Here is a 16415-nt window from a genome sequence, read left to right on the forward strand (position 1 = left end):
CCGGTGCCGCCGTGTCGGTGACGACGCGCACGGGCACCCACACCGTCGTGCCGGCGTGGCGCGACTGGCGTTCGTGGCGCCGTCGGGTGCTCCTCGCGTGGCGCCGCTCGCTGCGGTTCCGGACGCTCGTGATGACCCTCGCCCTCACGGCCCTGACGATCCTCGTGGCCCTCGTCTGGATGTCGCTGGCCATCTTGAACGACCTGTACGAGTCTCGCGCCGACCAGGTGCAGGATGCCGCTCAGCGCGCCACCCAGGCCGCGCAGAGCACGTTCGACGCGGCGGTCGTGGAAGGTGATCAGGTCGCGCTCCAGGTGCTCATGGACGAGGTCCGGCGTGAGATCCTGTCGCGGCAGGCGGGCACGACGATGCTCGCCGTCTTCCGCATCGACGACGAGCCCTCCGCGATCGCCCCGCAGGGCTTCGAAGCCGGCGGGCTCTCGGAGTCGATGATCAGCCCCGAGCTGCGCGAGAGCGTGCGGCTGACGAGCGACCGGCAGTGGTGGCAGTCGCTGGGGCTCCCCGAGGCGGACGGCGGCGAGACGCCGGGCATCATCGTCGGGCAGCAGCTCGTCCTGCCCGAAGCCGGGGCGTACGAGCTGTACTTCGCCTACGGCCTCGGGTCGGAGGCGCAGACGCTGCAGTTCGTCCAGGTCACGCTGTGGGTCGTCGGCATCTCGCTGCTCGTGCTCATCGGGGCGATCTCGCTGTTCGTCCTCCGCTCGGTGACCGTCCCGATCGCGCAGGCGGCCGAGACCAGCGCGAAGCTCGCCGCCGGCGACCTCGGCGTGCGCCTGCCGGTGCGGGGCGAGGACGAGTTCGCGACGCTCGGCCGGTCGTTCAACGCCATGGCCGACAGCATCGAGAACCAGATCAAGGAGCTCGCCGAGCTCTCGCTCGTCCAGCAGCGTTTCGTGTCGGACGTGTCGCACGAACTGCGCACACCGCTCACGACCATCCGACTCGCGTCGGACATGATCAACGATCAGCGCGACGAGTTCGATCCGTCGACCGCACGCGCGGCCGAACTGCTGCACGCGCAGGTGCAGCGCTTCGAGGTGCTCCTCGGTGATCTCCTCGAGATCAGCCGCTACGACGCGGGTTCGGTGCAGCTGGAGCTCGAGCCGACGAGCCTCGCGCATCTCGCGGAGGACGTCATCGAGTCCATGGCGCAGCTCGCCGAACAGCACGGCAGCCACGTGCGTCTGGTCGCCCCGGGCGGCTACTCGCCGGTCGAGATGGATCCCCGGCGCGTCCGCCGGATCGTGCGGAACCTTCTCGGGAACGCGATCGAGCACGGCGAGGGGCGCCCCATCGTCGTCAGCGTCGACAGCGATCAGCGCGCCGTCGCCCTCGGGGTGCGTGACTTCGGGCTCGGGATGCGCCACGAGGACACCGAACGCGTCTTCGACCGGTTCTGGAGAGCCGACCCGTCGCGCAAACGCACCATCGGCGGGACGGGCCTCGGCCTCTCCATCGCCCTCGGGGATGCGCGCCTGCACGGCGGCACGCTGGCCGTGTGGTCCGAACCGGGCGGGGGGACGCACTTCGTCCTGACGCTGCCGCGGCGGGCGGGGGAGCAGCTCTCGGGCGGCTCGCCGATCGAGCTCGACCCGCGCGACGCCGCGCCGCTCGAGGACCTGGGACTGACGCAGCCGATCGTGCTGCCCGAGCGGGGAGACCGACCGTGAGCGCCCGACGACCCGCATCCGTCCTGCTCGCCCTCGCGCTCGCCGTCCTCCTCGCCGCGTGCGCAGGGCTCCCGGTCACCGGGCCCGTCCACGTCGGCAAATCGATCGACGAGGTCGAGGGCCTGCCGGACTTCGCCTTCGTCCCCGACGGCCCGGTCGCGGACGCCACGCCGCAGCAGATCGTCGAGGGTTTCGTCGCCGCCGGCTCGGGTCCGCGCGGCAACTGGGAGGTGGCGCAGGAGTTCCTCACGCGGTCCTTCCGTGAGCAGTGGCAGCCGCAGGCGGGGGTCACCGTCTACCGCCCGGGCGAGACCGCGGTCACGGAGTCCGCGGAGGACGAGATCGTCTTCTCGGTGCAACCCGTCGGCACGGTCGACGCGACGGGCAGGTACGAGCCGGTCGGGTCGGGGGCGATCCCGTTCTCGTTCACGCTCGAGCAGGAGCGCGGCCAGTGGCGCATCTCGCAGGCGCCGGACGGGGTCATCCTCGACGCCAACCGCTTCGGGTCGGTCTTCCGGAGCTACGAGCTGGCCTACTTCGACCGCGAGTGGAGCCGGATCGTCCCGGACGTGCGCTGGTTCCCCGCGACGAACCCCGCCACCCGCATCGCGGCGGCGCTCGTGTCCGGCACCCCGAGCCCGTGGCTGGCGCCGTCCGTCCGCACCGCGTTCACCGGCGACGTCGGGCTCACGCAGCCGGCGGTGCCGGTGGAGTCCGGGGTGGCGCAGGTGACGTTCGAGCCGGCGGTGCGGGACCTCGGGCAGCAGACGCTCGCGCGGATGAAGACCCAGCTCGAGGAGAGTCTGGCGGGGGCGGGGATCCTCGATGTCCAGATGCTGGTCGGCGACCAGCCGCTGGACGTGACGGCGGCGCCCACGCGCAGCACGACCGTGGACGCCCGTCCCCTCGTCCTGCGCGGGGATGAGTTCGGCTTCCTCGCCGGCTCCGACGTCGAGCGGGTCCCCGGGCTCGACGACGTCCTGCCGGGTCTGGACGCCGATGCGATCGAGACGGATGCGGCGCGGACCACCGCGGCGGTGCAGACCTCGACGGGCGCGGTCCTGCGCGTGCGCGCGGACGGCGTGGCCACCCTCGACACGCGGGCGGGCCTCACGGCACCGTCCATCGACACCTTCGGGTACATCTGGACCGTTCCGCGGGAGAGCCCCGAGGAGGTGGTGGCGTACGGCGCCGACGGCAGCGCCCGGACGGTGCCGACGGGGTGGCTGGGAGCGACCGATGTGGCGGCCATGCGGGTCTCGCGCGACGGCACGCGGATCGCGGCGCTCGTCACCGAGGGCGGGCAGTCCGTCGTGCGCGTCGCGGGCATCGTCCGCGACGACGACGGGGTCCCCACCTCGATGTCCGCGCCGGTCCCGGTCGCGACGCTCGGCGGCCGCGGCATCGCCCTCAGCTGGATCGACGGTGCGACGCTGGCGCTCATCTCGATCGACGGCGAGCAGCGCAGCATGCGCGAGCAGACGATCGGCGGCCAGGGGACGGACGTGCGCGCTCCCGACGGCGTCGTCGCCATCGCCGGCGGCAACCAGCGAGGGAGCGTCCGGCTGCTGACCGCCGACGGCGGCCTCTACGTGCAGCGCGGGTCGTGGCAGTTCCTCGCCGACGATGTGCGGGTGCTGGCTGTCCAGCAGGGACTGCCTGACTGAGGAGCGCCTCCTCCACATCGGGCGGTGGTCCGCCGGCGTCCCCGCCGCGGGCTCGGGTGGCGCCGGCGGCATCCCACTCCCCGACACTGGGCGGATGACCTGGACGGCGACGGTGCGACGCGCGGCCGCCGAGGCGCTGGCGGTGGTCTTCGCCGTCGAGTGCGCGGGATGCGACGCGCCTGACGTCGAGCTCTGCGACGCCTGCCGCGACGCGCTGGGCGGTCCACCCACGCGACGCGTCCTCGCCGACGGACTCGGGGTGCGAAGCGCCGTCACCTTCGACGGCGTGCCCGCCCGGGTGCTGCGCGCGCTCAAGGAGGAGGGGCGCACCGGGATCGCCCGCCCGCTCGGTGCCGTCCTCCGAGACACGTGGCCGGCCGGTGTGGACGCCGTCCCGGTCGCCGTCCCGTCTTCGCGCGCGTCGCTCCGGCGGCGTGGGTTCGTCCCCGTCGAGCTCATCGCACGGCGCGCAGGATGGCGCTGCCTGCCGCTGCTCGCACTGGCTCGGTCGACCGACGACCAGCGCCTGCTCTCGAGCGCGGGGCGGGAGGAGAACGTGGCGGGCGCGATGACGGTCCGGGGCGGAGCGGCGGCGTGCGTGGGATCCCGGGCGGTGATGCTCCTCGACGACGTCGTGACCACCGGTGCCACCCTGTCCGAGGCGCATCGGGCGCTCCGGTCCGTCGGCATCCCGGTCGCAGGCGCGCTCACGGTCGCCTCGACGCCGCGACGCTTCGGGTGAGGCGGCCCGCCGTCGTCACATACGAGACTCATCGTGACCGGGCCGTGACATCCGCCGACGACGGCACTACCGTGGGGGGACACAAGGCGAACCGAGGTCCGCCCTTGACCGGGTGGACCGGAACAAGGAGGTCATGGGATGGAGATCAGCATCGTCGGTGTCGGAGTGAGCGTCAGCGATCGCTTCCGCACCGTTGTCGAGGAGAAGTCCGCCCGTATCGAGCACCTTGCCCCGCGAGCCCAGCGGCTCGACATCAAGGTCACGCATCGCGCCTATCACAACGGTGGACGCGAGGATGAGACCGTCGAGGTCACCCTCACCGGCAAGGGTCCTCTCGTCCGCGCCGAGGCCGTGGACGGCGACAAGTTCGCCGCGCTCGACCTCGCGATGACCAAGCTCGGCGAGCAGATCCGGCGCGCGAAGGAGAAGCGCGTCGACGCCCGCAACCATCCGCGCGGAGCGAAGCTCGAGAAGGGCACCGGCACCCTGCAGGGGATCGACGTCCAGCCGGCATCCGTCGATGTCCTCCGTGCCGTGGCCACCGGGGAGGTCCCGGTCGTCACCGGCGCCGAGGACGAGGCGGACTACACGCCCGTGGTCATCCGGACCAAGCGTTTCGACCCGGAGTGGATGACCGTCGAGGACGCCGTCGACCGCATGGAGCTGGTCGGTCACGACTTCTTCCTCTTCATCGACGCCCGCACCGATCAGCCGAGCGTCGTCTACCGGCGCAAGGGCTGGGACTACGGCGTCATCTCCCTGACCACGACCGCCGCACCCGCCGAGCTCGCCTCATGAGCTGAGCGGGAGACGCAGAAGGGGTGGATGCCACGGGCATCCACCCCTTCTGTCGTTCCCGGTCCGGATCGGGTCACCCCGCGTGCGCCGCCAGGACCGCGTCGCTGAACGGTGGCCACGCCTGCGCCGCCCAGTCGCCGAACGGGCGGTCGGTGAGGGCGATGAGGGCCAGGTGCGCCTCGGGGTCGACCCACAGGAACGTGCCGGACTGGCCGAAGTGCCCGAAGGTCGCGGGGGAGTTGTGCGAGCCGGTCCAGTGGGGCGACTTCTCGCCGCGGATCTCCAGACCCAGGCCCCAGTCGTTCCGCGGCTGCTGGCCGAAGCCGGGGAGCACACCGCGCAGGCCCGGGAATGCCACCGACGTCGCCCGTGCGAGCGTCGCGGGATCGAGCAGCTTCGGGGCCTGCAGCTCGGCTGCGAACCGGCAGAGGTCGGCCGCCGAGGACGAACCGCCCGCGGCCGCCGAATCGCCGATGGTGGTGACGGGCATCCCCAGCGGCTCGAAGACGGCCTCGCGGGCGTAGTCCCCGAACGAGAATCCGGTCTCGGACTCGAGCAGGTCGGCCAGCACCTCGAAGCCGGTGTTCGAGTACAGCCGCCGCTCCCCGGGCCCCGATCGCAGGGCGGTCGAGGAGAAGTCGTACCCGGCGGTGTGGGCGAGCAGATGCTCGACCGTCGACCCTTCGGGACCCGCGGGCTGCTGCAGCGAGAGCGCACCCTCTTCGACCGCGACCAGGACGGCGTACGCGCTCAGCAGCTTCGTCACGGAGGCCAGGCGATAGACCCGCTGCTGGTCGCCGGCGGTGGCCGCGACGACACCCTCGGCGGTGACGACCGCGACGGATGCGTGCGGCACGTCCCACGCCTGCGACTGTGCGACGGCCTCGTCGAGCCCCGCCATCAGTCGAACATGCCGTCGAGGAGCCCGCCGATCACGAGACCGCCGAGCAATCCGCCCGCGAGGCTGCCGCCGCCCATGCCGCCGCCCATCCCGCGACCGCCGCCGTACCCGCCGCCGCCCCAGTCGTTCGGGCGGGAGGAGTCGATGTCGCGCTGCGCGAGGTCCAACGCCTCGGCTGCGAGCTGCCCTGCACGCCGCGCGTAGGTCATCGCCTGCTCGCGGTCGTCCTCCGGGATGGGACCCGCGAATCGCATGAGGTCGTTCCGGATGCGCTCGGCCTCAGCGAGACGCGTGCGGGCGTCTGCACCGATCCATCCCCGGTGGCCGGAGATGACGCTGCGGGCGACGCCGATCTGGCGGTCGGCGTCGTCGATCGCGTGACGGACGTGGTCCTCGGTCGGCACGGGGCGCTCCGCTCGGGCGCGGGCCTTCGCGACGGCGGCGTCGAGCGCCGCGTTCGCGGTGCGGAGGCGGCTGAGCTCCGTGAAGGGATCGGGCTTGCTCCCCGCGGGGGTCAGGGCGCCGAGCGCGGATTCGAGTTCGGCGGCGGCGGTCGCGACCTCGCGGTTGCTGCGCATGGGCTGCGCGACGATCAGGTCGTCGCGCGAGTCGTCGACGATGGCCGCGAGGGTCGACTCCGCTCGGAGCGCCTCGATCTCGAAGGTGTCGACCGCTTCGACCAGGGTGCCGGCGCGGCGGGATGCCTCGATCGCGGTCTCGAGCGCGAGGTTCGCCTGCTCCCGCTGCCCGGCGTCACGACGGCGCTCCGAGACGGCGGAGCTGTGCTCGGCGAAGTCCAGCAGCTGCGCCGCCTCGGCCGCGTTGCCCAGCACGGTGCGCATGGCGGCATCCGAGTACCGCTCCGACAAGCGCTCGAGGCTCGCGTTCAGCGCGGGCAGGCGTTCGCGCAGCCGAGCGACGTCCTTCCGGATGCCCTCGATGATCTCGGGTGCGCGACGCGCACGCGCGATCGACTCCGCGAGCGCCTCGGTCCGGTCGTCGAGGAGGTCCTCGGCCCACTCGCACAGCTGCACGATGCGGGCGTTGCGGGTGCGCAGCTCCTCGGGGGTGTCCGGGATCTCGTCGTGGTTCAGCTGGTGCAGGTGGAACGCCTCGCCCAGGTGCTCGCGGACGGCCGCGAGGGCGTCGCGGAGGTCCTTCGTCGCGTCGCGCCCGAGCTCGATCTCCGCATAGGTCAGCTCGTCGTCGGTGACACGGATGCGCTCGTCGGCGGAGACCAGGGCGACGCCGGCCTTCCGGGTGAGCTCGGCATCCTGCGCCTCGACTTCCGCTTCTTCGCGCTTGCGTCGTCCCCAGAAACCCGCCATGCGCCCGATCTTACGGGGCGACGGATGCCGGGGCTCCTCACCCGCGGCGCGGCACCCACCCGTCCAGCCACTTCGTAGGTCACGGACGGATAACATGGCGGTGTATGTCCGCGCGTCCCGCGCACCGGCATCCGACATCGCAGGTCGTGATGACGAATCGACAGATGGAGATCCTCCGTGGCGAACCCCCTCGAGAAACTGCTTCGTGCCGGTGAAGGCCGCGTCCTGCGCAGGCTGCAGCAGGTCGTCAAGGCCGTCGGCGCGCTCGAAGAGGACTACGCGCACCTCACGGATGAGGAACTGCGCGGCGAGACCGCTGAGCTCCGGGCCCGCTTCGAACAGGGCGAGTCGCTCGACAAGCTCATGCCCGAGGCGTTCGCGGCCGTCCGTGAGGCCGCCAAGCGCACGCTCGGGCAGCGGCCCTACGACGTCCAGATCATGGGCGGCGCGGCGCTGCACCTCGGCAACATCGCCGAGATGAAGACGGGTGAGGGGAAGACCCTGACGGCGGCGCTGCCGGCATACCTCAACGCCATCGCCGGCAAGGGCGTCCACGTCATCACGGTCAACGACTTCCTCGCGTCGTACCAGTCCGAGCTCATGGGTCGTGTGTACCGCGCGCTCGGCATGACCACCGGCACGGTCATCGCGGGGCAGAACCCCGAGGTGCGTCGCCAGCAGTACGAGGCCGACATCACCTACGGCACGAACAACGAGTTCGGCTTCGACTATCTGCGCGACAACATGGCGTGGCAGCAGTCGGACCTCGTGCAGCGCGGCCACTTCTTCTGCATCGTCGACGAGGTCGACTCGATCCTCATCGACGAGGCGCGCACCCCGCTCATCATCTCCGGCCCGTCGTCGGGCGAGGCGAACCGCTGGTTCACCGAGTTCGCCAAGATCGCGCGGACGCTCGAGGCCGGGGTCGACTTCGAGGTCGACGAGAAGAAGCGCACCATCGGTGTGCTCGAGCCCGGCATCGAGAAGGTCGAGGACTACCTCGGCATCGACAACCTCTACGAGTCGGCCAACACGCCGCTCATCTCGTTCCTCAACAACTCCATCAAGGCGCTCGCCCTCTTCAAGCGCGACACCGATTACGTCGTCATGAACGGCGAAGTGATGATCGTCGACGAGCACACCGGACGCATCCTCGTCGGTCGTCGCTACAACGAGGGCATCCACCAGGCGATCGAGGCGAAGGAGGGCGTCGCGGTCAAGGCCGAGAACCAGACCCTCGCCACCGTCACCCTGCAGAACTACTTCCGCCTCTACGAGAAGCTCTCGGGCATGACCGGTACGGCCGAGACCGAGGCCGCCGAGTTCATGTCGACCTACAAGCTCGGGGTCGTGCCGATCCCGACGAACAAGCCGATGATCCGCAAGGACCAGTCCGACCTCGTCTACAAGAACGAGCGGGCGAAGTTCGCGCAGGTCGTCGAGGACATCGCGGAGCGCCACGAAGCGGGCCAGCCCGTGCTCGTCGGCACCGTCAGCGTCGAGAAGAGCGAGTACCTGTCGCGCCTGCTCGCCAAGAAGGGCATCAAGCACGAGGTCCTGAACGCGAAGAACCACGCGCGCGAGGCTGAGATCGTCGCCCGGGCCGGTCGACACGGCGCCGTCACCGTCGCGACCAACATGGCCGGCCGCGGCACCGACATCATGCTCGGCGGCAACGCCGAGTTCCTCGCGGTGCAGGAGATGCGCTCACGCGGCCTCGACCCCGTCGAGACGCCCGAGGAGTACGAGGCCGCGTGGGACGAGGTCTACGCCTCGGTGAAGGAGACGGTGCAGGAGGAGGCCGATCGGGTCGTCGACGCCGGCGGCCTGTACGTGCTGGGCACCGAGCGCCACGAGTCGCGCCGCATCGACAACCAGCTGCGCGGTCGCTCCGGCCGTCAGGGGGACCCGGGGGAGAGCCGCTTCTACCTGTCGCTCACCGACGACCTGATGCGACTGTTCCAGTCGGGCGCCGCCGAGGCGATCCTCGCGCGCACCAACTTCCCCGACGACGTCGCGATCGAGTCGTCGATGGTCACCCGGGCGATCAAGAGCGCGCAGAGCCAGGTGGAGGCGCGCAACGCCGAGATCCGCAAGAACGTCCTGAAGTACGACGACGTCCTCAACCGTCAGCGTGAGGCGATCTACGCCGACCGCCGTCACATGCTCGAGGGTGACGACCTCTCGAACCGGGTGGAGCACTTCCTCGAGGACGCCATCGGCACCATCATCGACGAGCACACCGGTTCCGGTCACAATGAGAGCTGGGACTTCGATGCGATGTGGACGGAGCTGAAGACCCTGTACCCCGTCGGCGTCACGATCGACGAGGTCGTCGCCGAGAGCGGCAGCAAGGGCAAGGTGACCCCCGAGCTCCTCAAGCGGGAGCTCCTCTCCGACGCGAAGATCGCCTATGCGGCACGCGAGGAGAAGCTCGGCACGCCCGCCATGCGCGAGCTCGAACGCCGTGTCGTGCTGCAGGTGCTCGATCGCCGGTGGCGCGACCACCTCTACGAGATGGACTACCTGAAGGACGGCATCGGCCTGCGCGCGATGGCGCAGCGCGACCCGCTCATCGAGTACCAGCGCGAGGGGTACCAGATGTTCCAGGCGATGATGGCGCAGATCAAGGAGGAGTCCGTCGGGTTCCTCTTCAACCTCGAGGTCGAGGTCCGACAGACCGACGGCGGCGACATCGAGGCCAAGGGTCTCGCGACGCCGACGATCGACGCGCAGAAGCTGCAGTACACCGCCCCCAACGACGCCGGCGAGGTCGAGGTCCGCAACGACCGCGGCCAGGTGCAGAAGGCGGCGACGAGCAAGGCGCGCCAGCGCGAGGCCGAGCAGGAGGCGCCCGCGGACGCGCCGCGGGGCGCGTTCGGGCAGCCCGTGGACGGCGGCGAGGATGCGGCGGCGGGCAACCGTGCGCAGCGTCGGGCGGCCGGCAAGAAGCGCTGACCGCAGAGCGCGGCCGTTCGGGAGGGACGGCGATGCGTGGGGCCGGTCCACCCGGCATCGATTGGCTCTCGCGACCCCGGATATCCTGATCCGATGACCCCGCGCATCCTCGACCAGTCGACCAAGCTCAAGGACGTCCTCTACGAGATCCGCGGAGCCGCCCTGGTCGAGGCCGACAGGCTGCAGGACGAGGGACACACCATCCTCAAGCTCAACACCGGCAACCCGGCGGTGTTCGGCTTCGAGGCGCCCTTCCAGATCGTCCGCGACATGATCGAGGCCGTCCCGCACGCGCACGGCTACTCCGATTCGCGGGGCATCATGTCCGCGCGCCGTGCGATCGTCTCCCGGTACGAGGAGGAGCCCGGCTTCCCCAAATTCGACCCGGACGACGTGTACCTCGGCAACGGCGTGTCGGAGCTCATCACGATGACGATGCAGGCGCTCCTCGACGAGGGGGACGAGGTGCTCATCCCGGCGCCCGACTACCCGCTGTGGACGGCGATGACGAGCCTCGCCGGCGGAACGCCCGTCCACTATCTCGCCGACAGCGAGAACGGTTGGCAGCCGGACCTCGAGGACATCCGCGCGAAGGTCTCCCCGCGCACCAAAGCCATCGTCGTGATCAACCCGAACAATCCCACCGGGGCGGTGTACACCCGCGAGGTCCTGCAGGGCATCGTCGAGATCGCCCGGGAGCACGACCTGCTCCTGCTCGCCGATGAGATCTACGACCGCATCCTGTTCGACGGCGCGACGCACATCCCGCTTGCGAGCCTCGCCCCCGACCTGCTCTGCCTGACGTACAACGGTCTGTCGAAGACGTACCGGGTGGCGGGCTACCGCTCCGGATGGATGGTCATCACCGGACCCAAGAAGCACGCCGCGGGATTCCTGGAGGGGATCCAGCTGCTCGCCTCGACGCGGCTGTGTCCGAATGTCCCGGCGCAGTTCGCCGTGCAGGCCGCGCTGTCAGGTGTGCAGTCCATCGATGCGCTGATCGCACCGACGGGGCGGTTGCACGAGCAGCGGGATGCCGCGTGGGAGGGGCTCACGGCGATCCCCGGCGTCGACTGCGTCAAGCCCACCGGCGCGCTCTACGCCTTCCCCCGACTCGATCCGAACGTCCACGAGATCCACGACGACGCGAAGTTCGTCTACGACTTCCTCGTCGCCGAGCACGTCCTGCTCGTGCAGGGGACCGGCTTCAACTGGCCGACGCCCGACCACCTCCGGATCGTGACCCTGCCCGAGGCGCGCGTGCTGACCCAGGCGATCGAACGGCTCGGGAACTTCCTGGCGTCCTACAAGCAGTAGCGGGGTCCCCGTCAGAGCAGGGCGAGTGAGCTGGCGCGCCAGCGCCCATCCCACCCTTCGAGTCGCATCGCCACGGCTCGGGTGCGGATCGGCCCCTCGACGATGACGACGGCTTCGACGACACCGTCGGCGGGAACGCAGGTGCGCTCCGACAGGATGCGGTGGGCGGGCCTGACCGCGGCGACGCCGCGTGCCGAGCGCGCGCGAGCCGAGAGGTTCGCACGTGTCACGAGAGCACGATAGGCGTCCTCGCCGAGCCACCGAGCCAGTTGATCGACGTCTCTCACTCCCGCCAGGACTTCGAGGACCCCGATCGTCAGGTTCTTGACGAGGGGGAGCGGGTCGGGGAGGTCGCGGGACGAGCTCCGCTGCGGTGCGAAGTATTCGGCGACCTCGAGAGCGGTGCCGGAGCGCGGGATGCGGATGTCGTCGGTGACGGAAAGGGCCATGTCGGTTCCTCTCGGGCGACAGGTGTCGGTGTTCGGTCGGGTGGTGCTCGGTAAGTGGATCGAGTACAACACAGCCCGTGGAGAGGAGGGATGAGAATACTCCAACCTGTGGACGAACGCTGCGACCCGCCGCCGGATGGCCTAACGTCGCCCGCGTGCGCTGGGATCGCTTCTGCAAACCAATAAAATGGACATATGGACGATAAGTCGGCAAGTGATCGCGTCGCAGATCGACCGAGAGCGGCTATCTACGCGCGCATTTCGGCAGACCGGGACGGCGACGGGCTCGGCGTCGAGCGTCAGGTCGCTGACTGCCAGGCACTGGCCGACCGTCTCGGGTGGGACGCCGTGGCGATCTACATCGATAACAACATCTCCGCCGCCTCGGGAAAGGTGCGCCCGGAGTACCGCCGGATGCTGGACGACGTGCGCGCGGGGCGCGTCGACGCGATCCTCGCGTGGCACACCGACCGTCTGCACCGCCGTCCGGTTGAGCTCGAAGAGTTCATCGGCGTGGCGGAGGCTCACAGGTTGCTCATCCAGACGGTGAAGGCGGGAACGGTCGATCTCTCGACACCTTCGGGCCAGATGGTTGCTCGGATGCTCGGTGCCGCCGCCCGCCACGAGGTCGATCAGACGCGCACGCGCATCGCGGCACAGAAACTCAGAGCCGCACAGGCGGGGGAGTACCGCGGCGGTCCGCGCCCCTTCGGCTATGAGAAGGACGGGATGAGAGTGCGCGAGCCCGAAGCGGCAATGGTCCTCGAGGCCACCCGGGCAGTTCTCGCCGGGCGTTCGCTCCGCGGCATCGCGACTGAATGGAATGAAGCAGGCAAGCAGGCTAGGCGTCGCCGGTTCGTCCGAGATGACGCTGGCCAGAAGGTCCGCGACGAGCGGGGTCGGACGTTGACGCGCATTGAGAAGAAGGAGTGGACTGCGCTCACCGTGCGCGAACTGCTCCTGCGCCCTCGGAATGCGGGCATCCTGGCCCACGGCATGCCCGATCGAAAGGCCTCGGACGCGACCGTCTCGCGGCAGCGGGGGTACGAGGAACTGGGTGCGGCGAAGTGGCCGGCGATCGTTCCGGAGGATGAGTGGCGCGCCGTTGTCGCTCACCTCATGCAGTCCTCTCGCCGATCCTCCGATGGAGTTCGGGACCGCAAGCACCTCGGGAGCGGCCTCTACGTGTGCGGGGGTCGAGTCCTTAATGCTGACGGCAACGAGACATTCGATGAGGCTGGAGATCCGGTGGTGTGCGGCACGCTCATGCGCTCTGGCACGCATGGCGGCGGGCACGGTCACTATCGGTGTCGGCTGCCAGGCAAGGGGCACGTCATGGTCGTTCTCGAGAAGACCGATGAACTCGTGCGGCGGGAGGTGGCTGAACTCATTCGCGACCCGCGTGTGGTCGCTGCGCTGACGCCCGCGGCTCCGGATCTGACTGCCGACCGCGAGCGGCAGGCAACACTGAGAGCGCGTCTCGGTCGGTTCGAACGCGACTACATTGAGGGCAACATCGACGGAGCTCAGCGGAAGAAGGCTGAGACGGTCGTGCAGGCGGAGATCAACGAGATCGAGGCGAAGATCGCGGCGGCTGTCCGACGCTCGACGTCGTCGGACGTGCTTTCCGCCGTCGACCCTGGTCAAGCGTTCCTCGATGCGCCTCTCGACGTGCAGCGTTCGGTGGTCGCTTCAGTCGTGCGCGTTCAGATTGAGCCGAACATGCGCCGAGGGTCCGCGTGGACGGAGGCGCGTGTGAAGTTCAGCCCGAGTCTCGCGTAGCTGTTCGAAATCTGGCATATGCGGGCTTCTCCGGCGTTCGTCAGCTCCGAGGTTCGGGGTGGATTTCCGATTCGTCAGAACGGCGGAGAAGGGCGCATTTGACGGACTTTCGAACTAGTGCAGGAACCCAATCACGCCGTAAACTAGACCTATCGGAAGGCGGGCCCAAGGCCACGCCGACCGGGTCGCTCGAGCTAGCCGTCGGACCTCTCGAAGCGGTCGAAGTAGGAGCCAACCCCGCGCACGGGGTGGGAGGCGAAAAGGACGGATCGAGCGCCCTCCGGTGGCGCATGCGGGACTCACTCGAGCTCCCTGCGGTGCATGACTAGACGAATCGGCCAGTAGCGGCACAGCGACAGCCAAGACGTCGAACGAGCACCTCAGGGAGCTTTTTCATGTCCTCCGATCCGATTACCGATACCCCGTCCGCACCTCGGCTTCTCGACCGCCGCAACACCGCGCTGCACTTCCAGGTGAACCCGGCGACCATCGACAACTGGCTCAGTCGTGGCTACATCAAGGCGTACCGCCTCGACTTCAGCCGCTCGCTGTTCTATGACCTCGATGAGATCGAGCGCGCATTGAAGCTGCGCGGCTCAAAGATGCGCGACGGACGCCGCCGCGGCACGAAGGGCCAGGTCGTCCGTCTCATCACCGCGAAGGTGAGCGCAGAGTGAACGCGCCCACCGAGGCGACGACCACCCGGCCCCGACTCGTGCTCACCGACGAGCAGTGCCGCCGCGTTGCGGCGTTGCTCGCCTCGGTCACTCACAAGCCGAAGGGGAGGAAGTGATGACCGAGCCAGAAGCCTTCGACAGCGAGGTATGGCGCCCCAGGCTCGAGGCTGCGATCGCGGCGCTTGAGGAGCTTCTGAATCGACCAATCATTAAGGAGTTGTCCGATGACTGAGCAGTATCAGCTTGAACCGCTCGCGGTCCCCGCCGAGTTCGTCAGCACGCTCGGGGCCCTGGTCACGTGGCTGCGGCGGCTCGACGAGCCGTGGCGACCGCATCACGCTACCGACGTCTGGATCTCTGAGCTCAAGGCTGCGGGCGTACAGGCGAAGCATGCGACCGGCGCCTGGGCCGGTAAGTACCGCGCCGCGCTGCCGTTCGTGATCGAGCTTCCGTGTCCGTTCGACCATCGGACTGAGGACCGACGCGACTACGCGAAGGTGCGCCTGATTGTGGATGACGACGGGTGGGTCGGCCTCGATGCGGATTCGCCGTGCATGGAGTGTGACGCGGCCTCCCTCGAGACGTACCTGCTGACCTGTCCGCTCTGCGAGGTGGGTGATGACAGCGACGACCACGACCCGGAGCATGAGGCGTTCTGCTGGGAAGACGGCGATCGTTCCATCCTTGCTCGCGTGCAGCACGAGATGAAGCGTCGGGCGGGGATCGCTCGGGCTCGTGTGTGGGTCGAGCGCTACGAGGAGGCCGTCCACTACGCCCGCGCCGACGGGATGGACGTCGATCGTCGCGTTCGAACGAAGTTCGGCGATATCACGCGAGGCGAGTTCGAGCGCAGGTGGGCCCAGGAGCGGCTGGGGACCGGATGCGGCGCGCCGCTGGCTACGAAGGAGGCACCGTGGACGGTCGAACGCGCTGTCGATTGGCTCGACAGGCTGACGACCGAGGACGGGGCGCCGCTCGTCCTTCCTCGCGTCACGCAGAGGGAAGCGTTGAGGCTGACTGAGGGGATGGTGGGCAGACCTCCCAAGAATGTCCTCGAGAAGGCGCAGAGCGTTCGCAAGGCTCGGAGCACAGGAGACTAACGCCCCGCACTGACCTGCTTCCTGCCCCTTCTTGTACTACGTACAAGGGGGCAGGGCAGGTCAGTGCAGGGCAACGTCTCCAGCACTCCGAGGCCGTAGCCGGGGCTAGCGCGACAGCGAATAGGCGCCCGTCGCCACGAGCGCGGCCACCCGTCGTCGGCCCGCATCGCGGATCGCCTGTTGGCGTGCGGTGAGTGACGACTGCGCTTCCTTGATCTCTCGTACGGCAGTCACGATCACGTTCTGCGACCGCGGGTTCGCCCCTGCCGTCATGGACATCGTCTTGGCGTTCATCTGCTGAGTGGTCATCTCAAGGCTCCTCGCTCGTTCTCATTTCCATTCAAACGCATACATACGTAGTACGCTAGTGACCTAGACGTACTGCGTCCTCCAGATGCCGCTGGACCTTGGGCCGGGCACGAGCCGATTGGCCTGCCATGATCCCTGCGAGTCCGACGACCACCACCCCTTCACCCATCCGCCGCTCCTGGTCCAGGCTCGAGCAGCTGGCCGCGGAACGGCGCCTGATCCTCAAGACGCTCCGCGTGCGCTGCTCGAACAACCAGCACAGGACCGTTGCGGTGGGCATCCCGTGCGAGGAGCCAACTGATGCCCATCCCTGGGGGCGCGTGTGCTTCGAGCGGATCGCGCTCGAAATCGACACTCGCGAGGAACGCGCCAATCTCGAGCGGCAACGGGGTGCGCGAGAGGCGAAGGCTGCGAGCCAGCGCCGCCGCGTCCGGCGACGCATTCGAGCGATGCACGACGTGCACGCCGCGTCGGTGGTGACCACGGATGCCTAAGCGCTTCGGGCTCGTCTCACACATTCCCGCCTCGCACGCCGCCACCGTGAGGGCAGAAATTCTCCGAACCCCGCGCTCGCGATCGGAGCCTCCTGCCGCTCCCGCAGCGCCCGCGCCAGCACCGGAGGCATCGCCGGCGGTCGATGTGAGAAACCGGACGCAGCAGATGACGCTCCAACGGCGGGCGTCCGCTGAGTACGCG

The 16415-nt window shown here is 69.3% G+C and carries 14 protein-coding genes; 10 read left to right on the top strand and 4 right to left on the bottom strand.

The window, feature by feature from the left end:
- Positions 1 to 11: 11 nt before the first annotated feature.
- The 4 genes from mtrB to hpf all read left to right on the top strand — a co-directional run bounded on the left by mtrB (position 12) and on the right by hpf (position 4898).
- Positions 12 to 1691, top strand: a complete 1680-nt coding sequence (mtrB, locus tag KZX17_RS08260) for an MtrAB system histidine kinase MtrB (RefSeq protein ID WP_248171995.1) — start codon at positions 12 to 14, stop codon at positions 1689 to 1691.
- A complete protein-coding gene (locus tag KZX17_RS08265) occupies positions 1688 to 3358 on the top strand; it encodes an LpqB family beta-propeller domain-containing protein (RefSeq protein WP_248172004.1) in 1671 nt (556 codons plus the stop codon). The genes mtrB and KZX17_RS08265 overlap by 4 nt, the downstream gene beginning before the upstream one ends.
- A gap of 94 nt (positions 3359 to 3452) precedes the next feature.
- Positions 3453 to 4100, top strand: coding sequence for a ComF family protein (locus KZX17_RS08270; RefSeq protein WP_248172006.1), 648 nt, complete (start codon positions 3453 to 3455; stop codon positions 4098 to 4100).
- A gap of 138 nt (positions 4101 to 4238) precedes the next feature.
- Positions 4239 to 4898 (top strand): ribosome hibernation-promoting factor, HPF/YfiA family, encoded by a 660-nt coding sequence (hpf, locus tag KZX17_RS08275; RefSeq protein WP_248172008.1) that lies wholly within the window; start codon positions 4239 to 4241, stop codon positions 4896 to 4898.
- A 73-nt stretch (positions 4899 to 4971) separates the two neighbouring features.
- Here the strand turns inward: hpf and KZX17_RS08280 are convergent, their stop codons facing one another.
- Together KZX17_RS08280 and KZX17_RS08285 are read right to left on the bottom strand one after the other, a co-directional pair.
- A complete protein-coding gene (locus KZX17_RS08280) occupies positions 4972 to 5799 on the bottom strand; it encodes a serine hydrolase (protein ID WP_248172010.1) in 828 nt (275 codons plus the stop codon).
- On the bottom strand, positions 5799 to 7127 hold the full coding sequence (locus KZX17_RS08285) for a hypothetical protein (protein WP_248172013.1): 1329 nt from the start codon (positions 7125 to 7127) through the stop codon (positions 5799 to 5801). Before KZX17_RS08285 ends, KZX17_RS08280 begins: the two co-directional genes overlap by 1 nt.
- Positions 7128 to 7304: 177 nt before the next feature.
- Here KZX17_RS08285 and secA point away from each other — a divergent pair, with 177 nt between their 5' ends.
- Both secA and KZX17_RS08295 read left to right on the top strand, forming a co-directional pair.
- Positions 7305 to 10085 carry a preprotein translocase subunit SecA gene (gene secA / locus KZX17_RS08290; RefSeq protein ID WP_248172022.1) on the top strand — a complete coding sequence of 927 codons (2781 nt, stop codon included), beginning with the start codon at positions 7305 to 7307 and terminating at the stop codon, positions 10083 to 10085.
- Positions 10086 to 10178: 93 nt separating this feature from the next.
- Positions 10179 to 11402: a pyridoxal phosphate-dependent aminotransferase gene (locus KZX17_RS08295; RefSeq protein ID WP_248172024.1), complete on the top strand. Its 1224-nt coding sequence runs from the start codon at positions 10179 to 10181 to the stop codon at positions 11400 to 11402.
- Between the two features lie 11 nt (positions 11403 to 11413).
- Here KZX17_RS08295 and KZX17_RS08300 read toward each other — a convergent pair whose 3' ends face one another.
- Positions 11414 to 11851 carry an Rv3235 family protein gene (locus KZX17_RS08300; protein WP_248172026.1) on the bottom strand — a complete coding sequence of 146 codons (438 nt, stop codon included), beginning with the start codon at positions 11849 to 11851 and terminating at the stop codon, positions 11414 to 11416.
- Positions 11852 to 12046: 195 nt separating this feature from the next.
- Here KZX17_RS08300 and KZX17_RS08305 point away from each other — a divergent pair, with 195 nt between their 5' ends.
- From KZX17_RS08305 to KZX17_RS08315, 3 genes are all read left to right on the top strand, one after another.
- Positions 12047 to 13633 carry a recombinase family protein gene (locus KZX17_RS08305; protein WP_248172028.1) on the top strand — a complete coding sequence of 529 codons (1587 nt, stop codon included), beginning with the start codon at positions 12047 to 12049 and terminating at the stop codon, positions 13631 to 13633.
- A gap of 395 nt (positions 13634 to 14028) precedes the next feature.
- Positions 14029 to 14310 carry a hypothetical protein gene (locus KZX17_RS08310; RefSeq protein ID WP_248172029.1) on the top strand — a complete coding sequence of 94 codons (282 nt, stop codon included), beginning with the start codon at positions 14029 to 14031 and terminating at the stop codon, positions 14308 to 14310.
- 224 nt (positions 14311 to 14534) lie between these two features.
- Positions 14535 to 15410: a hypothetical protein gene (locus KZX17_RS08315; RefSeq protein WP_248172030.1), complete on the top strand. Its 876-nt coding sequence runs from the start codon at positions 14535 to 14537 to the stop codon at positions 15408 to 15410.
- A gap of 105 nt (positions 15411 to 15515) precedes the next feature.
- On the opposite strand, the gene KZX17_RS08320 is transcribed toward KZX17_RS08315, so the two are convergent.
- A complete protein-coding gene (locus KZX17_RS08320) occupies positions 15516 to 15719 on the bottom strand; it encodes a hypothetical protein (protein WP_248172031.1) in 204 nt (67 codons plus the stop codon).
- Between the two features lie 128 nt (positions 15720 to 15847).
- On the opposite strand from KZX17_RS08320, the gene KZX17_RS08325 reads away from it, so the two are divergent.
- Positions 15848 to 16213, top strand: a complete 366-nt coding sequence (locus tag KZX17_RS08325) for a hypothetical protein (RefSeq protein WP_248172032.1) — start codon at positions 15848 to 15850, stop codon at positions 16211 to 16213.
- Positions 16214 to 16415: the final 202 nt, after the last annotated feature.

This window comes from Microbacterium sp. EYE_78 (assembly GCF_023149035.1).
In the GTDB taxonomy this organism is placed as follows: Bacteria; Actinomycetota; Actinomycetes; order Actinomycetales; family Microbacteriaceae; genus Microbacterium.

Bases quoted from the DNA above. Each gene is read 5' to 3' on its own strand.
- KZX17_RS08285 (WP_248172013.1), bottom strand. From the start codon at position 7,127: ATGGCGGGTTTCTGGGGACGACGCAAGCGCGAAGAAGCGGAAGTCGAG.
- KZX17_RS08315 (WP_248172030.1), top strand. From the start codon at position 14,535: ATGACTGAGCAGTATCAGCTTGAACCGCTCGCGGTCCCCGCCGAGTTC.
- KZX17_RS08305 (WP_248172028.1), top strand. From the start codon at position 12,047: ATGGACGATAAGTCGGCAAGTGATCGCGTCGCAGATCGACCGAGAGCG.
- KZX17_RS08320 (WP_248172031.1), bottom strand. From the start codon at position 15,719: ATGACCACTCAGCAGATGAACGCCAAGACGATGTCCATGACGGCAGGG.
- KZX17_RS08280 (WP_248172010.1), bottom strand. From the start codon at position 5,799: ATGGCGGGGCTCGACGAGGCCGTCGCACAGTCGCAGGCGTGGGACGTG.
- KZX17_RS08300 (WP_248172026.1), bottom strand. From the start codon at position 11,851: ATGGCCCTTTCCGTCACCGACGACATCCGCATCCCGCGCTCCGGCACC.
- hpf (WP_248172008.1), top strand. From the start codon at position 4,239: ATGGAGATCAGCATCGTCGGTGTCGGAGTGAGCGTCAGCGATCGCTTC.
- KZX17_RS08270 (WP_248172006.1), top strand. From the start codon at position 3,453: ATGACCTGGACGGCGACGGTGCGACGCGCGGCCGCCGAGGCGCTGGCG.
- KZX17_RS08325 (WP_248172032.1), top strand. From the start codon at position 15,848: ATGATCCCTGCGAGTCCGACGACCACCACCCCTTCACCCATCCGCCGC.
- KZX17_RS08310 (WP_248172029.1), top strand. From the start codon at position 14,029: ATGTCCTCCGATCCGATTACCGATACCCCGTCCGCACCTCGGCTTCTC.
- KZX17_RS08295 (WP_248172024.1), top strand. From the start codon at position 10,179: ATGACCCCGCGCATCCTCGACCAGTCGACCAAGCTCAAGGACGTCCTC.